The sequence below is a fragment of the Streptomyces sp. NBC_00252 genome, from assembly GCF_036187565.1.
Lineage (GTDB): Bacteria > Actinomycetota > Actinomycetes > Streptomycetales > Streptomycetaceae > Streptomyces.
In genome coordinates this window covers 5,608,707-5,626,796 of the sequence record NZ_CP108087.1, presented here as the reverse complement: position 1 = coordinate 5,626,796, position 18,090 = coordinate 5,608,707, and the positions used below count along the sequence as shown (strand labels likewise).

Annotated in this window: 18 protein-coding genes and 1 tRNA gene; 11 read left to right on the top strand and 8 right to left on the bottom strand. The window is 70.4% G+C overall.

Translation table 11 applies throughout. The features are described 5' to 3' along the window. The first annotated feature begins 249 nt into the window (after positions 1 to 249). From OHT77_RS24760 to OHT77_RS24750, 3 genes are all read left to right on the top strand, one after another. Complete coding sequence (locus OHT77_RS24760) at positions 250 to 924, top strand: Crp/Fnr family transcriptional regulator (protein ID WP_019063754.1); 675 nt, start codon at positions 250 to 252, stop codon at positions 922 to 924. Positions 925 to 1,038: 114 nt separating this feature from the next. Next, a complete protein-coding gene (locus OHT77_RS24755) occupies positions 1,039 to 2,082 on the top strand; it encodes an outer membrane protein assembly factor BamB family protein (protein WP_328830670.1) in 1,044 nt (347 codons plus the stop codon). A gap of 92 nt (positions 2,083 to 2,174) precedes the next feature. Continuing rightward, the gene (locus OHT77_RS24750) at positions 2,175 to 2,999 is read left to right on the top strand and encodes a nucleotidyltransferase domain-containing protein (protein ID WP_328830669.1); all 825 of its coding nucleotides are present in this window, start codon (positions 2,175 to 2,177) and stop codon (positions 2,997 to 2,999) included. On the opposite strand, the gene OHT77_RS24745 is transcribed toward OHT77_RS24750, so the two are convergent. From OHT77_RS24745 to OHT77_RS24730, 4 genes are all read right to left on the bottom strand, one after another. Next, entirely contained in the window at positions 2,996 to 3,826 is an 831-nt protein-coding gene (locus OHT77_RS24745) for an MBL fold metallo-hydrolase (protein ID WP_328830668.1), read from the bottom strand. The two genes, OHT77_RS24750 and OHT77_RS24745, sit on opposite strands and share 4 nt — an antisense overlap. Positions 3,827 to 3,881: 55 nt before the next feature. Continuing rightward, positions 3,882 to 4,751: an NUDIX hydrolase gene (locus OHT77_RS24740; RefSeq protein WP_328830667.1), complete on the bottom strand. Its 870-nt coding sequence runs from the start codon at positions 4,749 to 4,751 to the stop codon at positions 3,882 to 3,884. 244 nt (positions 4,752 to 4,995) lie between these two features. Beyond that, on the bottom strand, positions 4,996 to 5,463 hold the full coding sequence (locus OHT77_RS24735) for a RidA family protein (protein ID WP_328830666.1): 468 nt from the start codon (positions 5,461 to 5,463) through the stop codon (positions 4,996 to 4,998). Beyond that, a complete protein-coding gene (locus OHT77_RS24730) occupies positions 5,460 to 5,618 on the bottom strand; it encodes a DUF4177 domain-containing protein (RefSeq protein WP_019063748.1) in 159 nt (52 codons plus the stop codon). The genes OHT77_RS24735 and OHT77_RS24730 overlap by 4 nt, the downstream gene beginning before the upstream one ends. A 95-nt stretch (positions 5,619 to 5,713) precedes the next feature. On the opposite strand from OHT77_RS24730, the gene OHT77_RS24725 reads away from it, so the two are divergent. Together OHT77_RS24725 and OHT77_RS24720 are read left to right on the top strand one after the other, a co-directional pair. After that, positions 5,714 to 6,691, top strand: a complete 978-nt coding sequence (locus OHT77_RS24725) for an ArsA family ATPase (protein WP_266769935.1) — start codon at positions 5,714 to 5,716, stop codon at positions 6,689 to 6,691. Further along, on the top strand, positions 6,688 to 8,094 hold the full coding sequence (locus OHT77_RS24720; RefSeq protein ID WP_328830665.1) for an ArsA family ATPase: 1,407 nt from the start codon (positions 6,688 to 6,690) through the stop codon (positions 8,092 to 8,094). Before OHT77_RS24725 ends, OHT77_RS24720 begins: the two co-directional genes overlap by 4 nt. Positions 8,095 to 8,187: 93 nt before the next feature. Here OHT77_RS24720 and wblA read toward each other — a convergent pair whose 3' ends face one another. Then, positions 8,188 to 8,526 carry a transcriptional regulator WblA gene (gene wblA, locus OHT77_RS24715; protein WP_019063745.1) on the bottom strand — a complete coding sequence of 113 codons (339 nt, stop codon included), beginning with the start codon at positions 8,524 to 8,526 and terminating at the stop codon, positions 8,188 to 8,190. A 406-nt stretch (positions 8,527 to 8,932) separates the two neighbouring features. Between wblA and OHT77_RS24710 the strand changes: the two genes are divergently transcribed. Next, positions 8,933 to 11,257 carry a transglycosylase domain-containing protein gene (locus tag OHT77_RS24710; protein WP_328830664.1) on the top strand — a complete coding sequence of 775 codons (2,325 nt, stop codon included), beginning with the start codon at positions 8,933 to 8,935 and terminating at the stop codon, positions 11,255 to 11,257. A gap of 106 nt (positions 11,258 to 11,363) precedes the next feature. Here OHT77_RS24710 and OHT77_RS24705 read toward each other — a convergent pair whose 3' ends face one another. Beyond that, positions 11,364 to 11,831, bottom strand: coding sequence for a GatB/YqeY domain-containing protein (locus tag OHT77_RS24705; protein ID WP_266769940.1), 468 nt, complete (start codon positions 11,829 to 11,831; stop codon positions 11,364 to 11,366). A 141-nt stretch (positions 11,832 to 11,972) separates the two neighbouring features. Here OHT77_RS24705 and OHT77_RS24700 point away from each other — a divergent pair, with 141 nt between their 5' ends. The 3 genes from OHT77_RS24700 (at position 11,973) to OHT77_RS24690 (ending at position 14,187) form a co-directional block, all read left to right on the top strand. Continuing rightward, a complete protein-coding gene (locus tag OHT77_RS24700) occupies positions 11,973 to 12,899 on the top strand; it encodes a metallophosphoesterase (protein ID WP_328830663.1) in 927 nt (308 codons plus the stop codon). A 377-nt stretch (positions 12,900 to 13,276) separates the two neighbouring features. Then, entirely contained in the window at positions 13,277 to 14,059 is a 783-nt protein-coding gene (locus OHT77_RS24695) for a Pr6Pr family membrane protein (RefSeq protein ID WP_328830662.1), read from the top strand. A 54-nt stretch (positions 14,060 to 14,113) separates the two neighbouring features. Further along, positions 14,114 to 14,187 (top strand) — tRNA-Pro (locus OHT77_RS24690). Positions 14,188 to 14,292: 105 nt separating this feature from the next. Here OHT77_RS24690 and OHT77_RS24685 read toward each other — a convergent pair. Then, entirely contained in the window at positions 14,293 to 14,649 is a 357-nt protein-coding gene (locus OHT77_RS24685; protein WP_328830661.1) for a hypothetical protein, read from the bottom strand. 204 nt (positions 14,650 to 14,853) lie between these two features. After that, the gene (locus OHT77_RS24680) at positions 14,854 to 15,648 is read right to left on the bottom strand and encodes a DUF4232 domain-containing protein (RefSeq protein ID WP_328830660.1); all 795 of its coding nucleotides are present in this window, start codon (positions 15,646 to 15,648) and stop codon (positions 14,854 to 14,856) included. A gap of 220 nt (positions 15,649 to 15,868) precedes the next feature. Between OHT77_RS24680 and OHT77_RS24675 the strand changes: the two genes are divergently transcribed. Together OHT77_RS24675 and OHT77_RS24670 are read left to right on the top strand one after the other, a co-directional pair. Beyond that, a complete protein-coding gene (locus tag OHT77_RS24675) occupies positions 15,869 to 17,464 on the top strand; it encodes a helix-turn-helix domain-containing protein (protein WP_328830659.1) in 1,596 nt (531 codons plus the stop codon). Between the two features lie 271 nt (positions 17,465 to 17,735). Continuing rightward, positions 17,736 to 18,089, top strand: a complete 354-nt coding sequence (locus OHT77_RS24670; RefSeq protein WP_328830658.1) for an STAS domain-containing protein — start codon at positions 17,736 to 17,738, stop codon at positions 18,087 to 18,089. The last annotated feature ends 1 nt before the right edge of the window (position 18,090 follow it).

Below are 18,090 nucleotides of genomic sequence, written 5' to 3'. Positions count from 1 at the left end.
CCCAGCCCCCTTGGCCTGTGCTCTCACCGGCGATTTGGACACCCGGCCAGCCTAGAGCCCGGCACTGACATCCGCCCCGGACCCCGAAGATCAGCCCCCAATTGGACCCCTGCCGCTTACCTCGGGACACCTGTGCGGCATCCTTGTGACAGATCACACTGTTTGGACGGTCCAGCAAAATGGGGAGCACGGTCCCCTGGTACCAAGGGGGAACACCTTCCCCTGAGCAGGTCGACAAGGAGAGAACTCGTGGACGACGTTCTGCGGCGCGCCCCGCTCTTCGCGGCGCTCGATGACGATCAGGCCGCGGAGCTGCGCGCCTCCATGAGTGAGGTGACCCTCGCGCGCGGGGACTCCCTCTTTCACGAGGGCGACCCGGGCGACCGGCTGTACGTGGTCACCGAGGGCAAGGTGAAGCTCCACCGCACCTCCCCCGACGGCCGCGAGAACATGCTGGCGGTCCTCGGCCCCGGCGAGCTGATCGGCGAGCTGTCGCTGTTCGACCCGGGCCCGCGCACGGCGACCGCCAGCGCGCTGACCGAGGTCAAGCTGCTCGGCCTCGGCCACGGCGACCTCCAGCCCTGGCTGAGCGCCCGCCCCGAGGTGGCCTCCGCGCTGCTGCGCGCGGTCGCCCGCCGGCTGCGCAAGACCAACGACGCGATGTCCGACCTGGTCTTCTCGGACGTCCCCGGCCGCGTGGCCCGCGCCCTGCTGGACCTCTCCCGCCGCTTCGGCGTGCAGTCCGAGGAAGGCATCCACGTGGTGCACGACCTCACCCAGGAGGAGCTGGCCCAACTGGTCGGCGCCTCCCGCGAGACGGTCAACAAGGCCCTCGCCGACTTCGCGGGCCGCGGCTGGCTGCGCCTGGAGGCCCGCGCGGTCATCCTGCTGGACGTGGAGCGACTGGCGAAGCGCTCCCGCTGATCATTCCGCACGACTTCTCCGTATGAGTTCTTCGTACGGACGAATGCCTTCGAAGGGCCCCGCTCGTACGGCGGGGCCCTTCGTGTACCGCCGGGTGGGGCCCAAGGGGTGGGGATGGACGTGGACAAGGCGCCGGAGTCGGTCTGGAGACGCTCTTGGTGGCGAAGATCGGCGCGCCGGCTGTGGCGGACCCCCGACGAGACGGACGACCCGGGCGGCAGACCCCTGGGCCTGTGGCTGACGGACGACACCGTCGTCGTCGCCCGCGTCGACGGAGTGCGGGCCTTCCGGACGGCCACGGGCGAGCCGCTGTGGACCTGGCGGCCGCCCGGCGGCCAGATCGTCGGCCTGGTGTCCGCCGACGCCCAGGGCGGCGAGGGCGTGGTGATGCACTACGAAGAGTCTCGCCGGGACGTACGCCGCGTCGGCCTCACCACCCTGGCGGTCGCCACGGGCGAGGTCGTATGGCGCCGGAAGCAGGACGCCGCTCCCCTGGGGCACCTCCCCTCCAAGGTGGCGCTCGGCGGGGGCCTGCTCGCGACGGCCGGGGAGTCCTGGAAGGACTGGGAGACACGGCCGGTGATGCGCGCCCTGGACGTGGACACGGGCGAGGTCCGTTGGAAACACGAACTGACCGACCCGCGCGTGGAGAGCGCCTCCGTCATCAGCGCCAGCCCCTTCGTGGCCTCCCTGAGGACACGCGGCGCAGGCGGCCGACGCAGCCTCCTTTTCCTGGGAGACGGCGACACGGAGGCCGTCACGCTGCAACTCCCGGAGGGATACGAGAAGTTCGGCGAGCGGGTCGCCGTGACCGGGGGCGTCCTGGTGGTGGGCCTCGTCCCCAAGGACCGCACCGAGCACGACCCGGGCAGCCCCCTCGGCGCGTACTCCCTCACCACGGGCGAGCTGATCTGGCGGTGGCAGGGCGGGGACACCCACCACGACACCCCCCTCGCCCACCGCGGCTGGCTGCTGATCGTGCACGGCTACGGCGGCCGGCTCAGCGTGCTCGACCCCGCGAACGGCCGGGTGGTGGCCCGGCGCCGACTCCGGGGCACCGCCTTCGACTCGCTCGCCGCCGCCTCCGGGGACTTCATCGCGGTGGGCTGCGAGGCGGGCGACTACAGCCACGGGCTGCGGGTGTTCCGCTGGCGATGACCACGCTCCCCCAGCCGGATCCGCCGGAGACGACCCCGCCCGGCGGCCGGAAAAGTGCCCCCCGGGGGCCCGTCCCCCGGCACAGTGATCCCATGGCCGGAACCGTTCACCACAGAAGGCTCGACGCCCAGGGATACATCGAGCGCGAGGGCTCCCTGGGCCGGATCCCGCCCGCCTTCCGGCCGGTCGTCGCCGCCGCGCGTGACCGGCTGCTCGACGTCTACGGGGGACGCCTCAACAGCGCGTACCTCTACGGGTCGATCCCGCGCGGCACCGCGCGCGTGGGGCGCAGCGATCTGGACCTCCTCGTGGTGACCCGGCAGGAGCCGACCGAGGAGGACCGGGACGCGGCCCGGAGCCTCGGCGAGGCGCTCGACAAGGAGTTCCCGGAGATCGACGGCGTCGGCACGCTGCTGTACGGCCGGGCACGGCTGCTGAGCGAGCCGGAGACGTACGACATGGGGTGGTTCGTGGCCTGCCTGTGCACCCCGCTGCTCGGGGAGGACCTCGCCGAGGACCTGCCCCGCTACCGCCCCGACTCCCTCCTCGCCCGGGAGACCAACGGCGACCTGGCCCTGCTCCTCCCCCGCTGGCGCGACCGCATCGCCGCCTCCGGGGACACGGACGAGGCCCGGCGCCCCCTGGTGCGCTTCATGTCGCGCCACCTGGTCCGCACCGGCTTCACCCTGGTGATGACCCGGTGGGACGGCTGGACCAGCGACCTCGGGGAGATGGCCGAGGCGTTCGCCGCGTACTACCCGGAGCGCGCGGAAGCCCTGCGCAGGGCGGCGGAACTCGGACACGAACCGACGGGCGACGCGCGCGTCCTGCGGTCCTACGTCGACGACCTGGGCCCCTGGCTGGCCGAGGAGTACGCGCGCGTGCACGGCGTCAAGGCAGCCCGCCCCGCCGACTAGATCAGGCCGTGTTCCTTCAGGTAGTCCAGCTGGGCCCGTACGGACAGCTCCGCCGCCGGCCACAGGGAGCGGTCGACGTCCGCGTACACGTGGGCGACGACCTCGGCCGGGCTCCGGTGACCGTTCTCGACGGCCGTCTCGATCTGGGCGAGCCGGTGGGCGCGGTGGGCGAGATAGAACTCGACGGCACCCTGGGCGTCGTCCAGGACGGGCCCGTGGCCCGGCAGGACGGTGTGGACGCCGTCGTCGACGGTCAGCGACCGCAGCCGCCGCAGCGAGTCCAGATAGTCGCCCAGGCGGCCGTCAGGATGCGCCACCACGGTCGTACCGCGCCCCAGGATGGTGTCCCCGGTCAGGACGGCCTGATCGGCCGGGAGATGGAAGCACAGCGAGTCCCCGGTGTGCCCGGGCGTCGGCACGACGACCAGTTCCAGCCCGCCGACCCGGACCACCTCCCCGGCGCCCAGCCCCTCGTCCCCGAGCCGCAGCGCCGGATCGAGCGCGCGCACCTTGGTGCCGGTCAGCTCGGCGAACCGGACGGCGCCTTCCGCGTGGTCGGGGTGCCCGTGCGTCAGCAGGGTCAGCGCGACGCGTTTGCCCGCCTTCTCGGCCACGTCGAGGACGTTGCGCAGATGCCCCTCGTCCAGCGGCCCCGGGTCGATCACCACGGCCGACTCGGAGTCCGGCTCCGCGACGATCCACGTGTTCGTCCCGTCCAGCGTCATCGCGGACGCGTTGGGCGCGAGCACGTTGACGGCCCGCGCGGTGGCGGGCCCGCTGAGCGCCCCGCCGCGTGGCTGACCGGGGAGGGCGGCTGCGTCGGTCATGTCAAGGCGCCTTCCTTGGCGATGGCGGGGTGAGGGGTGCCGTCGGAGCGGGTGGTCATGCGGATGCCCCACCCGTGGGGATGTGTTTCGTGAACTCACCGTGGCCCGGCCAGCTCAGGACGATCTCCCCGGCCTCCAGACGGGCCTGGGCGAGGACAGGCGTGAGATCGCGCCCCGGGGCCGCCGAAAGGGCCTCCGCCGCGCTGCCGTACGGGATCAGCCCGCGCAGGGTCGCGATGGTCGGCGGCATCATCGTCAGATCGCCCTTGTCGTACGACTCCGCGGCCTCGCCCGGGGTGATCCACACCGTGCGGTCGGCCTCCGTGGAGGCGTTCCGGGTGCGCTGCCCCTCCGGGAGGACGGCCACGAAGAACCAGGTGTCGTAGCGGCGGGACTCGAACTCCGGGGTGATCCAGCGGGCCCACGCGCCCAGCAGGTCGGAGCGCAGGACCAAGCCGCGGCGGTCGAGAAACTCCGCGAAGGACAGGTCACGGGCGACCAGGGCGGCACGGTCGGTCTCCCAGTCGGCGCCCGTGGTGTCGCCGACGACCGAGTCCGGGGTGCGCCCGGCCAGCAGGACGCCGGCCTCCTCGTACGTCTCGCGCACGGCCGCGCACACGATCGCCTGGGCCGCCGTCTCGTCCACGCCGAGCCGGTCCGCCCACCACGCGCGTGTGGGGCCCGCCCAGCGGACGTGCAGGTCGTCGTCGCGCGGGTCGACACCGCCGCCCGGGTACGCGTACGCGCCCCCGGCGAAGGCCATGGAGGCGCGTCTGCGCAGCATGTGGACGGCGGGGCCGGTGTCGGTGTCCCTGAGGAGCATCACCGTGGCCGCCCGCCGGGGCACCACCGGCGTGAGCTGCCCTTCCGTGAGCGCCCTGATCCGCTCGGGCCACTCCGCCGGGTACCACTGACCGTTCGCCATGGGCGGAGGCTATCCCGTAGCGCGCGGATGTTCGAGAGGCAACAAGACGTACCCCTGGGCTGCGATTACACCCGGTACGGCCGATCACCCGGTACGGGAGGGGTGCCAGGGCCGATCACTCGTCCCGGGACGGTGAGTGCGGTCACGTGAGGTCGTCGTGCGCCCCGGGACGGCGACGGCGATCGACTCGGCCCGCCACCGACCCCGGGACGACATCAAACGCTCAGCCGCCCCGGGACACCGACTATGCCTCCGTCAGCTCCACCTGGATCTCGACCTCGACCGGCGAGTCCAGCGGCAGTACCGCCACGCCGACCGCGCTGCGCGCGTGCACGCCCTTGTCGCCGAGGACCTCGCCGAGCAGCTCGCTGGCGCCGTTGATGACGCCGGGCTGGCCGGTGAAGTCGGAGGCCGAGGCGACGAAGCCGACGACCTTCACGACGCGCGCGACACGGTCCAGGTCACCGGCGACGGACTTGACCGCCGCGAGGGCGTTCAGCGCGCAGGTACGGGCCAGTTCCTTGGCCTCCTCGGCGGTGACCTCAGCGCCCACCTTGCCGGTGACGGGAAGCTTGCCGTCCACCATGGGCAGTTGGCCCGAGGTGTACACGTAGACCCCGCTCTGCACGGCGGGCTGGTACGCGGCGAGCGGCGGGACGACCGCCGGCAGGGTCAGACCGAGTTCGGCCAGCCGGGCGTCGACGGCGCTCATGCCTTCTCCCGCTTGAGGTAGGCCACCAGTTGCTCGGGGTTGTTCGGCCCGGGCACGACCTGGACGAGCTCCCAGCCGTCCTCGCCCCAGGTGTCCAGAATCTGCTTCGTGGCGTGGACGAGCAGCGGCACAGTCGAGTATTCCCACTTGGTCATGCGGCCGACTTTAGCCGCTGCGAACCGGCCGCCCGCGGTCGCGTTATCCACAGCCTCTGGCTTGGTTCGGGCGCGGACTGGTTAGGCTCGAAGACGTGAGCAGGCTCCAGGTCGTCAGTGGCAAGGGCGGTACCGGCAAGACCACGGTGGCCGCAGCCCTAGCGCTGGCCCTGGCCACCGAGGGGAAGCGGACGCTTCTCGTCGAGGTCGAGGGTCGCCAGGGCATCGCGCAGCTCTTCGAGACGGAGACGCTGCCCTATGAGGAGCGGAAGATCGCCGTCGCTCCCGGGGGCGGGGAGGTGTACGCCCTGGCCATCGACCCCGAACTGGCCCTACTGGACTACCTCCAGATGTTCTACAAACTCGGCGGAGCGGGCCGCGCCCTGAAGAAACTCGGGGCGATCGACTTCGCCACCACGGTCGCGCCCGGCCTCCGGGACGTCCTCCTGACCGGCAAGGCCTGCGAGGCCGTCCGCCGCAAGGAGAAGAGCGGGCGGTTCGTCTACGACTACGTCGTGATGGACGCCCCGCCGACCGGCCGCATCACCCGCTTCCTGAATGTCAACGACGAGGTGGCCGGCCTCGCGAAGATCGGCCCGATACACAATCAGGCGCAGGCGGTGATGCGGGTCCTGAAGTCGCCGGAGACGGCCGTGCACCTGGTGACGCTGCTGGAGGAGATGCCCGTCCAGGAGACCGCGGACGGCATCGCCGAACTCCGGGCGGCCAAGCTGCCGGTGGGCCGGATCATCGTCAACATGGTCCGCCCCGAGGTGCTCGACGCGACCGACATCGACCTCGTGCGGGCCGTCCCGCGCACCGCCGTCGCCCAGGCGCTGTCCTCCGCGGGCCTCGGCGGCGCCCGGCGCGGCGGCAACGCCGAGAAGCTGGTCGACCCGCTGCTCGCCCAGGCCGAGGAGTACGCCGCGCGGTACACGCTGGAGCACGACCAGCGGGCCGTCCTGGCCGAGCAGGGCCTGCCGTTGCACGAACTGCCGTTGCTCACCGAGGGCATGGACCTCGGGGGCCTGTACGAACTCGCCAGCGAGCTGCGGAAGCAGGGGATGTCATGAGTCCGGACCCGGCCCACACGCAGGACCCCGCCCGCGACCGCAAGACCGCCCAGGACTCCCGCTCCCACCGCATCACCCACGCGCGCGTGCTCGACGTGGACCCGCTGATCGACGACCCGGAGACCCGCATCGTCGTGTGCTGCGGCTCCGGCGGGGTCGGCAAGACCACCACCGCGGCGGCGCTCGGGCTGCGGGCCGCCGAGCGCGGGCGCAGGGTAGTCGTGCTGACCATCGACCCGGCGCGGCGGCTCGCCCAGTCCATGGGGATCGACTCGCTGGACAACACCCCCCGGCGCGTGAAGGACGTCGACGGGGACGGCGAACTGCACGCCATGATGCTCGACATGAAGCGCACCTTCGACGAGATCGTCGAGGCGCACGCGGACCGCGAGCGGGCGGCCGCGATCCTCAACAACCCCTTCTACCAGTCGCTTTCGGCGGGCTTCGCGGGCACGCAGGAGTACATGGCGATGGAGAAGCTGGGCCAGCTGCGCGCCCAGCACGACTGGGACCTGATCGTGGTGGACACCCCGCCGTCCCGCTCCGCGCTCGACTTCCTGGACGCGCCGAAACGTCTCGGCTCGTTCCTGGACGGCAAGCTGATCCGGCTGCTGACCGCGCCGGCGAAGCTCGGCGGACGGGCCGGGATGAAGTTCCTCAACGTCGGCATGTCGATGATGACCGGCACGCTCGGCAAGCTGCTCGGCGGTCAACTGCTCAAGGACATCCAGACGTTCATCGCCGCGATGGACACCACCTTCGGCGGGTTCCGCACCCGCGCGGACGCGACGTACAAGCTGCTCCAGGCGCCCGGCACGGCGTTCCTGGTGGTCGCGGCCCCGGAGCGGGACGCGCTGCGCGAGGCGGCGTACTTCGTGGAGCGGCTGGCGGCCGAGGAGATGCCGCTGGCCGGTCTGGTCCTCAACCGGGTGCACGGCAGCGGAGCCGCCCGGCTGTCTGCCGAGCGGGCACTCGCCGCTGCGGAAAATCTTGAAGAGCCCCGCATTGTCGATCAGATGGGCGGGAAAGCTGGACTTCGTAACTCTCCCGACACGTACGGCAGTTCAGATTCGCCCGGTCCCAGCTCTCCCGGTTCCCAGGCATCGGCTCGTGACGAAGGCTCCCCCGCCACCACGGACGACGAGCGATCCGCCGACCAGCAGTCCGACGACGAGCGATCTGTCGATCAACTCACCGCAGGCCTGCTGAAGTTGCATGCCGAGCGGATGCGGCTGCTCTCCCGCGAGCAGCGCACACGTGACCGCTTCACCGCACGTCACCCCGAGGTGGCCGTGGCCGAGGTGGCCGCGCTGCCCGGCGATGTGCATGACCTCGCGGGGCTGCGGGCCATCGGGAACCGGCTCGCGGCCGGTCGGCCGGAGCTGCCCGAGACGAAGGTCTGACGCGCACCCCGGGGACCTGTCCCGGGGATGCCACCCCTCGGACGCACGCCCCGGGGATCGCCCGGGGTCGGCCCCGAGGGGGACCGGTGGGGGTCAGCCCACCGCCGCGTAGTTCTCGTAGATCTCGTCGTCGTCGAGGGGGATGATGCCGACCCCTCGTTCGTACTCGATACGCGCGGTCTCCAGTAGCCGGCGCCATGAAGTGACAGTGGGCCGCCTGCGCAGCAGTGCGCGGCGCTCCCGTTCCGTCATTCCTCCCCACACGCCGAATTCGACGCGGTTGTCGAGCGCATCGGCGAGGCACTCCGTGCGTACCGGACATCCGGTGCACACTGCCTTCGCCCTGTTCTGCGCTGCTCCTTGAACGAACAGTTCATCCGGATCGGTAGTGCGGCAGGCCGCCTGCGCACTCCAGTCGGTTACCCAGCCCATACCGGCGCCGTCCTCTCCCGAATCGAGGCTCCCCCACGGCGGCAGCGGCATATTCACCGCCGCCAGTTGAGGACGTTACGGAAGGTGGGCACAGCGCAACACCCCCTTCGGGCCCAATCTTGAATGGCCCGAACGGACTATGGGTAAGCGGCAGATCACCCGGGGGAGTGAGCTGACGACATGCGTGACTATCCCGGCAAACCGGGACAGTTGACATGCGCCACAAGGGGCACCAGGTGACACAGGAGGCGGATTCGGACACGCCCCCGACAAAAAACAGGGGACGACCGGAACGATTCGGGGTCGCCGGACGTATTGATACGTGACCGCTCTGCTGTGACAGTTGAGAGCAGCTTAGGCCAACGCCTATACACGTGTCCGGCGAATGAGAACGTAGGCTGCCCCCATGCCAAAAAAGCGCTCGGGTGGTGGCCTGTCCCCCATGCAGCAGGCCGCCAAGTTCCTCGGTGTCAGTGTGCTCGCCGGTGCCGTCATGGCCGGAATCGCGATGCCCGCGGCCGGCGCGCTCGGACTCGCTGCCAAGGGCTCGGTCCAGGGATTCGACGACATCCCGGACAATCTGAAGAGCCCTCAGCTGAGCCAGCGCACCACGATCCTGGACAGCAAGGGCAACCAGATCGCCTCGGTCTACTCCCGTGACCGCACGGTGGTGGAGCTCAAGGACATCTCGCCGTACATGCAGAAGGCGATCGTCGCGATCGAGGACTCGCGCTTCTACCAGCACGGCGCGATCGACCTGAAGGGCGTCCTGCGCGCCCTCAACAAGAACGCGCAGAGCGGCGGGGTCTCCCAGGGCGCCTCGACGCTCACGCAGCAGCTGGTGAAGAACTACTTCGTGGAGGAGGCCGGTGACGACCCGACGAAGGTCGCCCAGGCCACCCAGCAGACGCTCGGCCGCAAGGTCAAGGAGCTGAAGTACGCGATCCAGATCGAGGAGAAGCTCGGCAAGAAGAAAATCCTCGAGAACTACCTGAACATCACGTTCTTCGGGGAGCAGGCCTACGGCGTCGAGGCCGCCTCCGAGCGCTACTTCTCCAAGCACGCCAAGGACCTCACCCTCCCGCAGTCGGCACTCCTCGCGGGCATCGTCCAGTCGCCCACGCGCTACGACCCGATCAACGACGAGGCCGAGGCCAAGAAGCGGCGCAACACCGTGCTGGCCCGCATGGCGGAGGTCGGCGACATCTCCAAGGCGGAGGCGGACGCGGCCGAGAAGACGGACCTCGGCCTCAAGGTCAGCCAGCCGAAGAACGGCTGCATCACCGCCGCCAAGGGCGCCAGCTTCTTCTGCAAGTACGTCGAGAACGTCTTCCTGAGCGACCCGGTCTTCGGCAAGACCAAGGAGGCCCGGGCGAAGATCTGGAACCAGGGCGGCCTGACGATCCGTACGACGCTGGACCCGCAGGCGCAGGACTCGGTGCAGGCCTCGCTCAAGGACCACATCTACAAGTCGGACTCGGTCGCCGCGGCGGCCACCCTGGTCGAACCCGGCACCGGCAAGATCCTCGGGATGGGCCAGTCGAGGCCGTACGGCTACGGCAAGAACGAGACGGAGTACAACTACTCGGTCAACGCCGACATGGGCGGCTCGAACTTCGGCTTCCCGACCGGTTCGACGTTCAAGCCGTTCGTCGCGGCGGCGGCACTGGAGCAGGGCCTGCCCGCCACGCAGCAGTACCCGGCGCCGTACTCGATGGACTACCCGAGCCCCGTCTCGACCTGCAGCGGCAAGAACTGGGTCAACACGGGCGGCGCGACGGTGGAGAACGAGAGCGAGTCGGAGCACGGTCCGTACGCGTTGAAGGAGGCGATGGCCAAGTCGGTCAACACCTACTTCGTTCAGATGATCTCCGACATCGGTCTGTGCCCCGTCGTGAGCATGACCAACAAGCTCGGTGTCGTGCAGGGCAACGGCGACAAGATCCCCGAGGTCCCGGCCATCGCGCTCGGCTCGAAGGGCCTCTCGCCGCTGACGATGGCCACCGCCTACGCGGCCTTCGCCAACGAGGGCACCTACTGCACCCCGATCGCCATCGAGTCCATCACCCAGAAGGTGGGCAACGAGGAGAAGTCGCTCGCCGTCCCGAAGTCCACCTGCTCGCGGGCGATGAGCAAGAAGACGGCCGACACCATCAACACCGTGCTGCGCGGCGTGGTCGACTCCGGCACCGGCCAGGAGGCCGGCCTCACCGACCGCGAGAGCGCCGGTAAGACCGGTACGACGGACGCCCGCAAGAACGCCTGGTTCGTCGGCTACACGCCGAACCTGGCCGGCGCGGTCTGGGTCGGCAGCCCGAAGCAGAACGTCGAGATGACCAACATCCGCATCGGCGGGGTCTACCACGACGAGGTCTACGGCGCCGACACCCCCGGCCCGATCTGGAAGGACGCCATGTCCGGCGCCCTCGAAGGCAAGCAGGCCCAGTCCTTCACCCTCGTCAACATCCCGGACCCCACGAAGGACAAGGACAAGGGAAACGACGGCGGCAAGAACAACGACAACGGCGGGAACAACAACGGCGGGAACAACAACGGCGGCAACAACAACGGGGGCAATGACAACGGCGGCCTGACCACCAACGGCGGCACCATCGGCACCACCGACGGCGGCGCCAACCCCGACCCGACGTTCTCCCTCCCCGACGGCTTCTTCCAGGGCAACGACAACGGCGGGAACAACGGCAACGGAAACGGCGGCAACAGGGGCTAGCCCCCGGCCGACCGAACCGCCTTTTCGTCTACGACGACGGGGGCGCCCCTTGTGAAAAGGGGCGCCCCCGTCGTCGTGGAGAAACGGCTCTCTCCAGGCGGGCGATTCAGCCGGCGAGGAGCTTCTTCACCGCGGCGGCGACGCGGCCGCCGTCTGCCAGGCCGGCGACCTTCGGGTTCACGATCTTCATGACGGCACCCATGGCGCGCGGGCCCTCGGCACCGGCCGCCTTCGCCTCCTCGACCGCCTGGGAGACGATCGCGGCCAGCTCCTCGTCACCGAGCTGCTTGGGCAGGTACTCGGCGAGGATCTCGCCCTCCGCCTTCTCCTGCGCGGCCTGCTCGGGACGCCCGCCCTGCGCGAAGGCGTCCGCGGCCTCGCGGCGCTTCTTCGCCTCCTTGGTGATCACCTTGAGGACCTCGTCGTCGGAGAGCTCACGCTTCTCCTTGCCCGCGACCTCCTGGTTGGTGATCGCGGAGAGCGTCAGCCGGAGCGTGGAGGAGCGCAGCTTGTCGTGCGCCTTGATCGCGGCGTTGAGGTCTTCCTGCAGCTTCGACTTGAGCGTGGTGGTCATGGGTTTGATTCTCGCAGGTGCGTGAGTGCGGGCGCCCGCAGATTTTCCCGACCGCCCGCGGGGACGCTGGCGGGGTGCTTGCGGGGGTGCTTAAGCGGCCGCGCCCGACGGGGTGTCAGTGCGGTCTGACACGATGGCGGTATGCGCGCGCGATACGGAGTACCTCTGGGAATTGCGGCGGCCGGCGCCGCCGGTCTGGTCTACGCGGCGGGCTTCGAGGTCCGCTCCTTCCGGCTGCGGCGGGTGACGGTCCCGGTGCTGCCGGCGGGGATGCGCCCGCTCAGAGTCCTCCAGGTCTCCGACATCCACATGGTCGGCGGCCAGCGCAAGAAGCAGCGCTGGCTGCGCTCGCTGGCGGGCCTGCGCCCCGACTTCGTGATCAACACCGGCGACAACCTCTCCGACCCGGAGGGCATCCCCGAGGTGCTGGACGCGCTGGGCCCGCTGATGGACTTCCCGGGGGCGTACGTCTTCGGCTCGAACGACTACTACGGCCCCAAGCCCCGCAACCCCGCCCGGTACCTGTTGGAGAAGAGCGCCGGCCGCCACGGCCTGAACGGCAACCCGCCCGTCACCGGCGTGATCCACAACCCGTGGGAGGACCTGCGGGACGGCTTCGACGCCGCGGGCTGGCTGAACCTGACGAACACCCGGGGGACGCTCAAGTTCGAGGGCGCCTCCGTGGAGTTGACCGGCCTGGACGACCCCCACATCAAACGCGACCGCTACGCCCAGGTGGCCGGCGGCCCGTCCGACAACGCCGACTTCTCCATGGCCGTGGTCCACGCGCCGTACCTCCGCGCCCTGGACTCCTTCACGGCGGACGGCTACCCCTTGATCCTCGCCGGCCACACCCACGGCGGCCAGCTGTGCATCCCGTTCTACGGCGCACTGGTCACCAACTGCGACCTGGACGCGGACCGGGTCAAGGGGCTGTCCCGGCATACGGCCGAGGGGCGGACGTCGTATCTGCATGTGTCGGCGGGGTGCGGGACGAATCGGTACACGCCGGTGCGGTTTGCTTGTCCGCCGGAGGCTACGTTGATGACGTTGGTGGGGCGGGAGTAGGGGGACCCGGGGTTCCTCGGAGGGCGGGCGGGGAGTTCCGGGGGACGGGAGTAGGGGCGTGCCGGAGGTCCAGGGGGCCGGGTGGGGCGCTCCGGGGGCGGGAGTAGGGACGTACCGGAGGTCCAGGGGGCAGTGCCGGAGGGCCAGGGAGGTAGTGCCGGAGGTCCGTACGCAGGACGTGCTGAGGGCGAGATCGGGGTGTGCGTCGGGGTGTACGTCGGGGTGTACGTCGAATTGTGTGGACAGCCGGGGTGAGCTCCGGACCCGGGGCCGGAGCGGCGGAGTGCGTCGCAGCCGGCGTCGCGTCGGTTAGACCGGCGTAGCTCGTCCAGCCCACCCGTATCGCCCGATTCGTCCCCGCTGCCTAGCGTGAGGGCATGACCGCCCCGATACCCAGGGACATCCCGGACCTCCCCGCGGTACCCGGCATGCCCGCGCTGCTCGCCTCGCCCGTTCCCGCCACCGCGGTGGTGGCCCCGTACTCCCGCCCGCTGACAGCGGCGTACCGACTGCTGGTCGCGTTGGTGGCGGCAGCGGCGGTGACCGTCGACCTGTTGCTCGGCAGCCCGATCCGGGTGCTGACGTACTTCACGATCCAGAGCAACATCCTGCTCGCGCTGGTCATGCTCGCCACGGCCCGCCGAGCGTGGACGGCCCGCCGCCCGGTCTCCCCCCTGATCACGGGCGCGGCGCTGCTCTACATCACGATCACGAGCCTGGTGTACCACCTGATCCTGGTGCCGCACGCGTCGAGCCCGTTCGCGATGACGGGCGGAACCGTCACGGGCTGGCAGGCGGTGACCAACCAGATCCTGCACACGGTGACGCCGATCGCCGCGGTGATCGACTGGCTGTTCCTGACCGCCCCCGGCCGGCTACGGCTGCGGATGGCCGCGACGTGGCTGCTGTACCCGCTGACATACCTGGCGGTGTCGCTGGGCCGCGGCGAACTGATCCTCCCCGGCACCCCGGGCCGCTACCTCTACTCGTTCCTGGACGTCGAACGGCACGGCTACAAGAGCGTCCTGGGCAACGCCCTCCTCCTCGGCCTCGCCTTCTACGCCCTCTCCGTCCTCCTCGTGGCCCTCGACCACGCCCGCCCGAACCTCACCCGCCACCGCACCAAAACCGGATTTCGTCTCCAGCCACCGGTGGGCTAAAGTAAACGACGTCGCCGCGATGAGCAGCAACACTCGCAAGATGAGTGGCGACATCGGGGTGTAGCGCAGCTTGGCAGCGCGCTTCGTTCGGGACGAAGAGGTCGTGGGTTCAAATCCCGCCACCCCGACAGCCAAATAGCAGTTCAGAGGGCCCGGTGTGTACGTTGCACCGGGCCCTCTGGCATTGTGCGTAGCTTTTTCTTCGGAGGCGGGGGCGGGTGTAGGTCGAACTCCTAAAGCGGTGGGTTCCTGACCAGCGGCAGCGGCCAGCCGGCGCAGGCCACCAGTGTGCTGCCGTCCTCGGTGAGGAAGAGCAGGGTGGTCCATGTCCGGTCGGCGGCATCGATGAACCCTGTGCGCACGGGCTGGCCATGTTCGCGGACGAGCTGCACTGCTCGTTCCAGCCCAAGGGGTTCGAGTCCGTGCATCCGCATGCGTTGAAGTCGGCCCTTGAAGACTCCGGCGTGCCGGGCTGCGGGTTGCGCCCGAGCCGTCATCCAGTAAGTGGCGCCGTCTCGGAGGGTGGCCAGGGCAGCCACGGACGCCTCGTCATCACCGGCCAACAGCGATTCCAGCACATGCCGTTCCATGGTCACCCCCGCTTGGAGCCTGCAGTACGGCAGCCAGGTACCGCAACCCCGGCGATCGCCCGCGTCGGGTAGCACCCCCGCAGGGATCGGTAGTGGCCGGGGTGGCAGGGAAACGAGCTATACGGGGGGGCATCAGCGCAGTTGAGGGCCGGTACTGAACCAGTACCGGCCCTCTGATCTTCCACGTCCCCGGTACTCAGTACGTCAGTACGTCAGCGCGTCCTGCGCGCTAGACAGCCAGTACGTCACCCGCAGCGAGTCGTCGATGTACACGCCCTTCGTCGGAAGGGAGGGTGTTGCTGCCGGGCTGATGCTGTTGTTGTTGCGGTCGAAGAAGTAGACGGCGAGGGACTTGGCGGTGTGGCCGTTGGTGCCGGTGCCGTTGTCTCCGTCGGCGAGGGCGACGCCGGCGTAGCCGGACTGGCCCGGGGTGAGGGTGGTGACCGCCTGGGGCTGGGACTCCTTCATGACCGGGGGGACCGACTGGGCGTCGTCGAAGTTGAGGGCGGGGTAGTAGTAGAGGTCGCAGGTCTTGGTGCCGGTGTTGGTGACCGTGAGCAGCATGTGGTTGATGGGGCGGGACACCGACTGGGCCGTCACCTTCGTGTTGGCTCCGCTGCACGGGACGCTGCTCGCCGAGGTGTTGGAGCCGGAGTTCGCACCGGAGTTCGCGCCGGACCCCCCACTCGTCTTGCCCGCGCCCGTCTTGCCGCCGCTCGACTTGCCTCCGTTCGAACCCGTCGCGCCGCCTGACCCCTTGTCACCCCCGGTCGAGGAGTTGCCCGACGTCGAGTTGCCCGACGTCGAGCCCCCGGTATGGCCCGCCCCACCCGTCTTCTCCGGCGCCTGCGTCGACGTCGGTGCCGTCGTGCCGGTCTGGGCCGCTCCCTCGTCCTGTACTCCCAGCTTGTCGTTGCAGGCGGTGAGGGAGAGGGCGGCGAGGGCGACCGTGGCCGCGGCGAAGAGGCGGGTACGGGGACGGGCGGTGAACGCGGACATGGTGATCCCTTTCGGAAAGGTGGGGAAGGGTGGGGAAACGTGGGAAGTCGCCGGCCGCCCAACCGTTCGGCGGGCGGCGTGCTTTGATGACCGCAGCTTGTGCCGCTTTCCGTCCCACCCGCTACGACAGCCGGGATCTACGGGAACCTGGAACGTTCGCACCGGCTCTTACCTGGGGGAACAGTGACCCCCTGGAACGCTCGACTGGAATGGGGGCACGGTGGCGGGGGCTGAGGAGACGGCCGATTTCGCGGCGCTGATACGGGAGCTGAAGGACCGGTCGGGGCTGAGTTACGGCGTGCTCGCGAAGCGGCTGCACATGAGTACGTCGACGTTGCACCGCTACTGCAACGGCGATGCCGTACCCACGGAGTACGCCCCCGTCGAGCGGTTCGCCCGGCTCTGCAAGGCGACCCCGGACGAGCTCGTCGAGGCCCACCGCCGGTGGATCCTGGCCGACGGGGCACGCCAGCGGGAGCGGAAGGCCGCCATCACCGGCACCCCAACCAACACCGCGAGCGCCACGACCAGCGCCACGAGCGCCACGAGCGCCACGAGCGCCACGAGCGCCACGAGCGCCACGACCAGCATCGATAACGCCACGAGCGCCACCCCGAGCCCGACCGCCGCCGCAAGCGCACCCGAGGCCGCCGCGACACCCCCGGATCCGGGCACCGACACCGGCACCCCCGCTCCCACCAACACCAGCACCAACACCCCTGCTCCCACCGGAGCCACCGCCGAAGCCAACGCCCACGCCAGCACCGCCACCGCCACCGCCACCGGCACCCGCACCCGCACCCGCACCCACACCGCCACCGAACCCCCCACCACCCCCCAACCCCCCGCACCCAACACCCCCACCCCCCGCACCCCCCACACCCGCCGCCGCACCACCCTCTTCGCCGCAGCCGCCGTAGCCGTGGTCCTCGCTGCCACCGCCCTCGTCCCCCGCCTCCTCTCCGGTGACGACGGCGGCGGTGACCGCAAGCAGGAGGCAGGCTCCGTCACCTCCACCGGACAGGGCAACGGCACCGGCTCCACCTCGGCCCCGCCGAAGTCGACGTCGGAGGCGACCTCCTCGCCCTCCTCCACCTCCCCCTCCGACAGCACGAACCCCTCCGCGTCCGCGAGGACGAGCGGCAACGCGGCCGCGGGCACGGCGAGCGGAGGCGGCGGCGGAGGCGCCGGCACGGACCAGTCCGCGGCCGTTCCGCTGACCGTCACGACCCGGCCGTACGCCTGGGAGAGTCCGTGCAGTCAGACCTACCTGGTCGACGAGAACGCGGCGAAGGTTCCGCCGCCGCCCACCGAGCAGGACGCGCCGAGCTGGGTGAGTGCGCTGGGGGCGGTGTCGGCCGGCAGTCAGTATCTGGAGCTGACCGTGCAGGGCACCGGTGCGGACACCGTCGTACTGCAGTCGCTGAACGTGCGGGTGGTCGGCAGCGGGGCGCCGCTCGCCCGGAACGCGTACACGATGGGGTATGTCGGCGTCGGCTGCGGCGGCGGGGTGCCCACGCACTCCTTCGACGTCGGGCTGGACGCGGCCCGGCCGGGGGCCACACCCATGGCCGGGCAGACCGGGCTGCCGTACAAGGTGAGCGAGAGCGATCCCGAGGTCCTGTACATCACGGCCGCCGCGGACTCGCACGACGTGCGCTGGTATCTGGAGCTGGCGTGGTCCAGCGGCACCCGGCACGGGGTGCTCCGCATCGACGACCAGGGGAAGCCGTTCCACACCAGCGGGATGAACGGCCGTCCGCGCTACGGCTATTCACTGGACAAGAGCGAGTGGGTACCGCACCAGGACGACTAGCGAGCCGACACCCGGCCCGCTCGACCACTGACCGGCGAGCACCCCGCGGCGCACCCACCCGACACCCCGCTATCGCATCCGCCCGCCCCGCGCGACGACAAGGCCGAAACCGGTACCCGTTAGCCGGAAACGATTCCCGGCGGCTCCCGCCCCCGCAGTACCGTGGCCGTACGGCAGCCCGAGTCCCCGGCCCTCTCCGTGGTGGTCCCGTTCCGCGCAACTGAGGCCCTGCGCACGACGAGAGTGATCAACTCACCGGGAGTCGGTGGCCATGGCACCGCGACCTGATCTGTTCGACGAGTTACGAGTGGTCCTGGCGGACGGCGAGCTGGATCTGACGACCGTGCCGGCGTTCGCACGTGAGCTGGACGCGGCCCGGCACGGCACGGGGCGGCTCTTCGTCGTCGTGGACCTGCTCGGCGTGACCTTCATGGACGGCAGTGTTCTGGACCCGCTGTGCGTGGCGTGGGAGGAGTGTCGTGAGCGGCTCGGCTGGCTGCGTGTCGTCCATGTCCGTCCGGGGCCGGAGCTGGTGTTCCGGGCCAGTGGTCTGCTGGAGCGGTTCCCGCGGTACGCGAGCACCCTGGACGCCTGGAAGGACGTACCGGCGCGGCGGGCCACGTAAT

Bases quoted from the DNA above. Each gene is read 5' to 3' on its own strand.
- OHT77_RS24755 (WP_328830670.1), top strand. From the start codon at position 1,039: ATGGACGTGGACAAGGCGCCGGAGTCGGTCTGGAGACGCTCTTGGTGG.
- OHT77_RS24750 (WP_328830669.1), top strand. From the start codon at position 2,175: ATGGCCGGAACCGTTCACCACAGAAGGCTCGACGCCCAGGGATACATC.
- OHT77_RS24745 (WP_328830668.1), bottom strand. From the start codon at position 3,826: ATGACCGACGCAGCCGCCCTCCCCGGTCAGCCACGCGGCGGGGCGCTC.
- OHT77_RS24740 (WP_328830667.1), bottom strand. From the start codon at position 4,751: ATGGCGAACGGTCAGTGGTACCCGGCGGAGTGGCCCGAGCGGATCAGG.
- OHT77_RS24735 (WP_328830666.1), bottom strand. From the start codon at position 5,463: ATGAGCGCCGTCGACGCCCGGCTGGCCGAACTCGGTCTGACCCTGCCG.
- OHT77_RS24730 (WP_019063748.1), bottom strand. From the start codon at position 5,618: ATGACCAAGTGGGAATACTCGACTGTGCCGCTGCTCGTCCACGCCACG.
- OHT77_RS24720 (WP_328830665.1), top strand. From the start codon at position 6,688: ATGAGTCCGGACCCGGCCCACACGCAGGACCCCGCCCGCGACCGCAAG.
- wblA (WP_019063745.1), bottom strand. From the start codon at position 8,526: ATGGGCTGGGTAACCGACTGGAGTGCGCAGGCGGCCTGCCGCACTACC.
- OHT77_RS24710 (WP_328830664.1), top strand. From the start codon at position 8,933: ATGCCAAAAAAGCGCTCGGGTGGTGGCCTGTCCCCCATGCAGCAGGCC.
- OHT77_RS24705 (WP_266769940.1), bottom strand. From the start codon at position 11,831: ATGACCACCACGCTCAAGTCGAAGCTGCAGGAAGACCTCAACGCCGCG.
- OHT77_RS24700 (WP_328830663.1), top strand. From the start codon at position 11,973: ATGCGCGCGCGATACGGAGTACCTCTGGGAATTGCGGCGGCCGGCGCC.
- OHT77_RS24695 (WP_328830662.1), top strand. From the start codon at position 13,277: ATGACCGCCCCGATACCCAGGGACATCCCGGACCTCCCCGCGGTACCC.
- OHT77_RS24685 (WP_328830661.1), bottom strand. From the start codon at position 14,649: ATGGAACGGCATGTGCTGGAATCGCTGTTGGCCGGTGATGACGAGGCG.
- OHT77_RS24680 (WP_328830660.1), bottom strand. From the start codon at position 15,648: ATGTCCGCGTTCACCGCCCGTCCCCGTACCCGCCTCTTCGCCGCGGCC.
- OHT77_RS24670 (WP_328830658.1), top strand. From the start codon at position 17,736: ATGGCACCGCGACCTGATCTGTTCGACGAGTTACGAGTGGTCCTGGCG.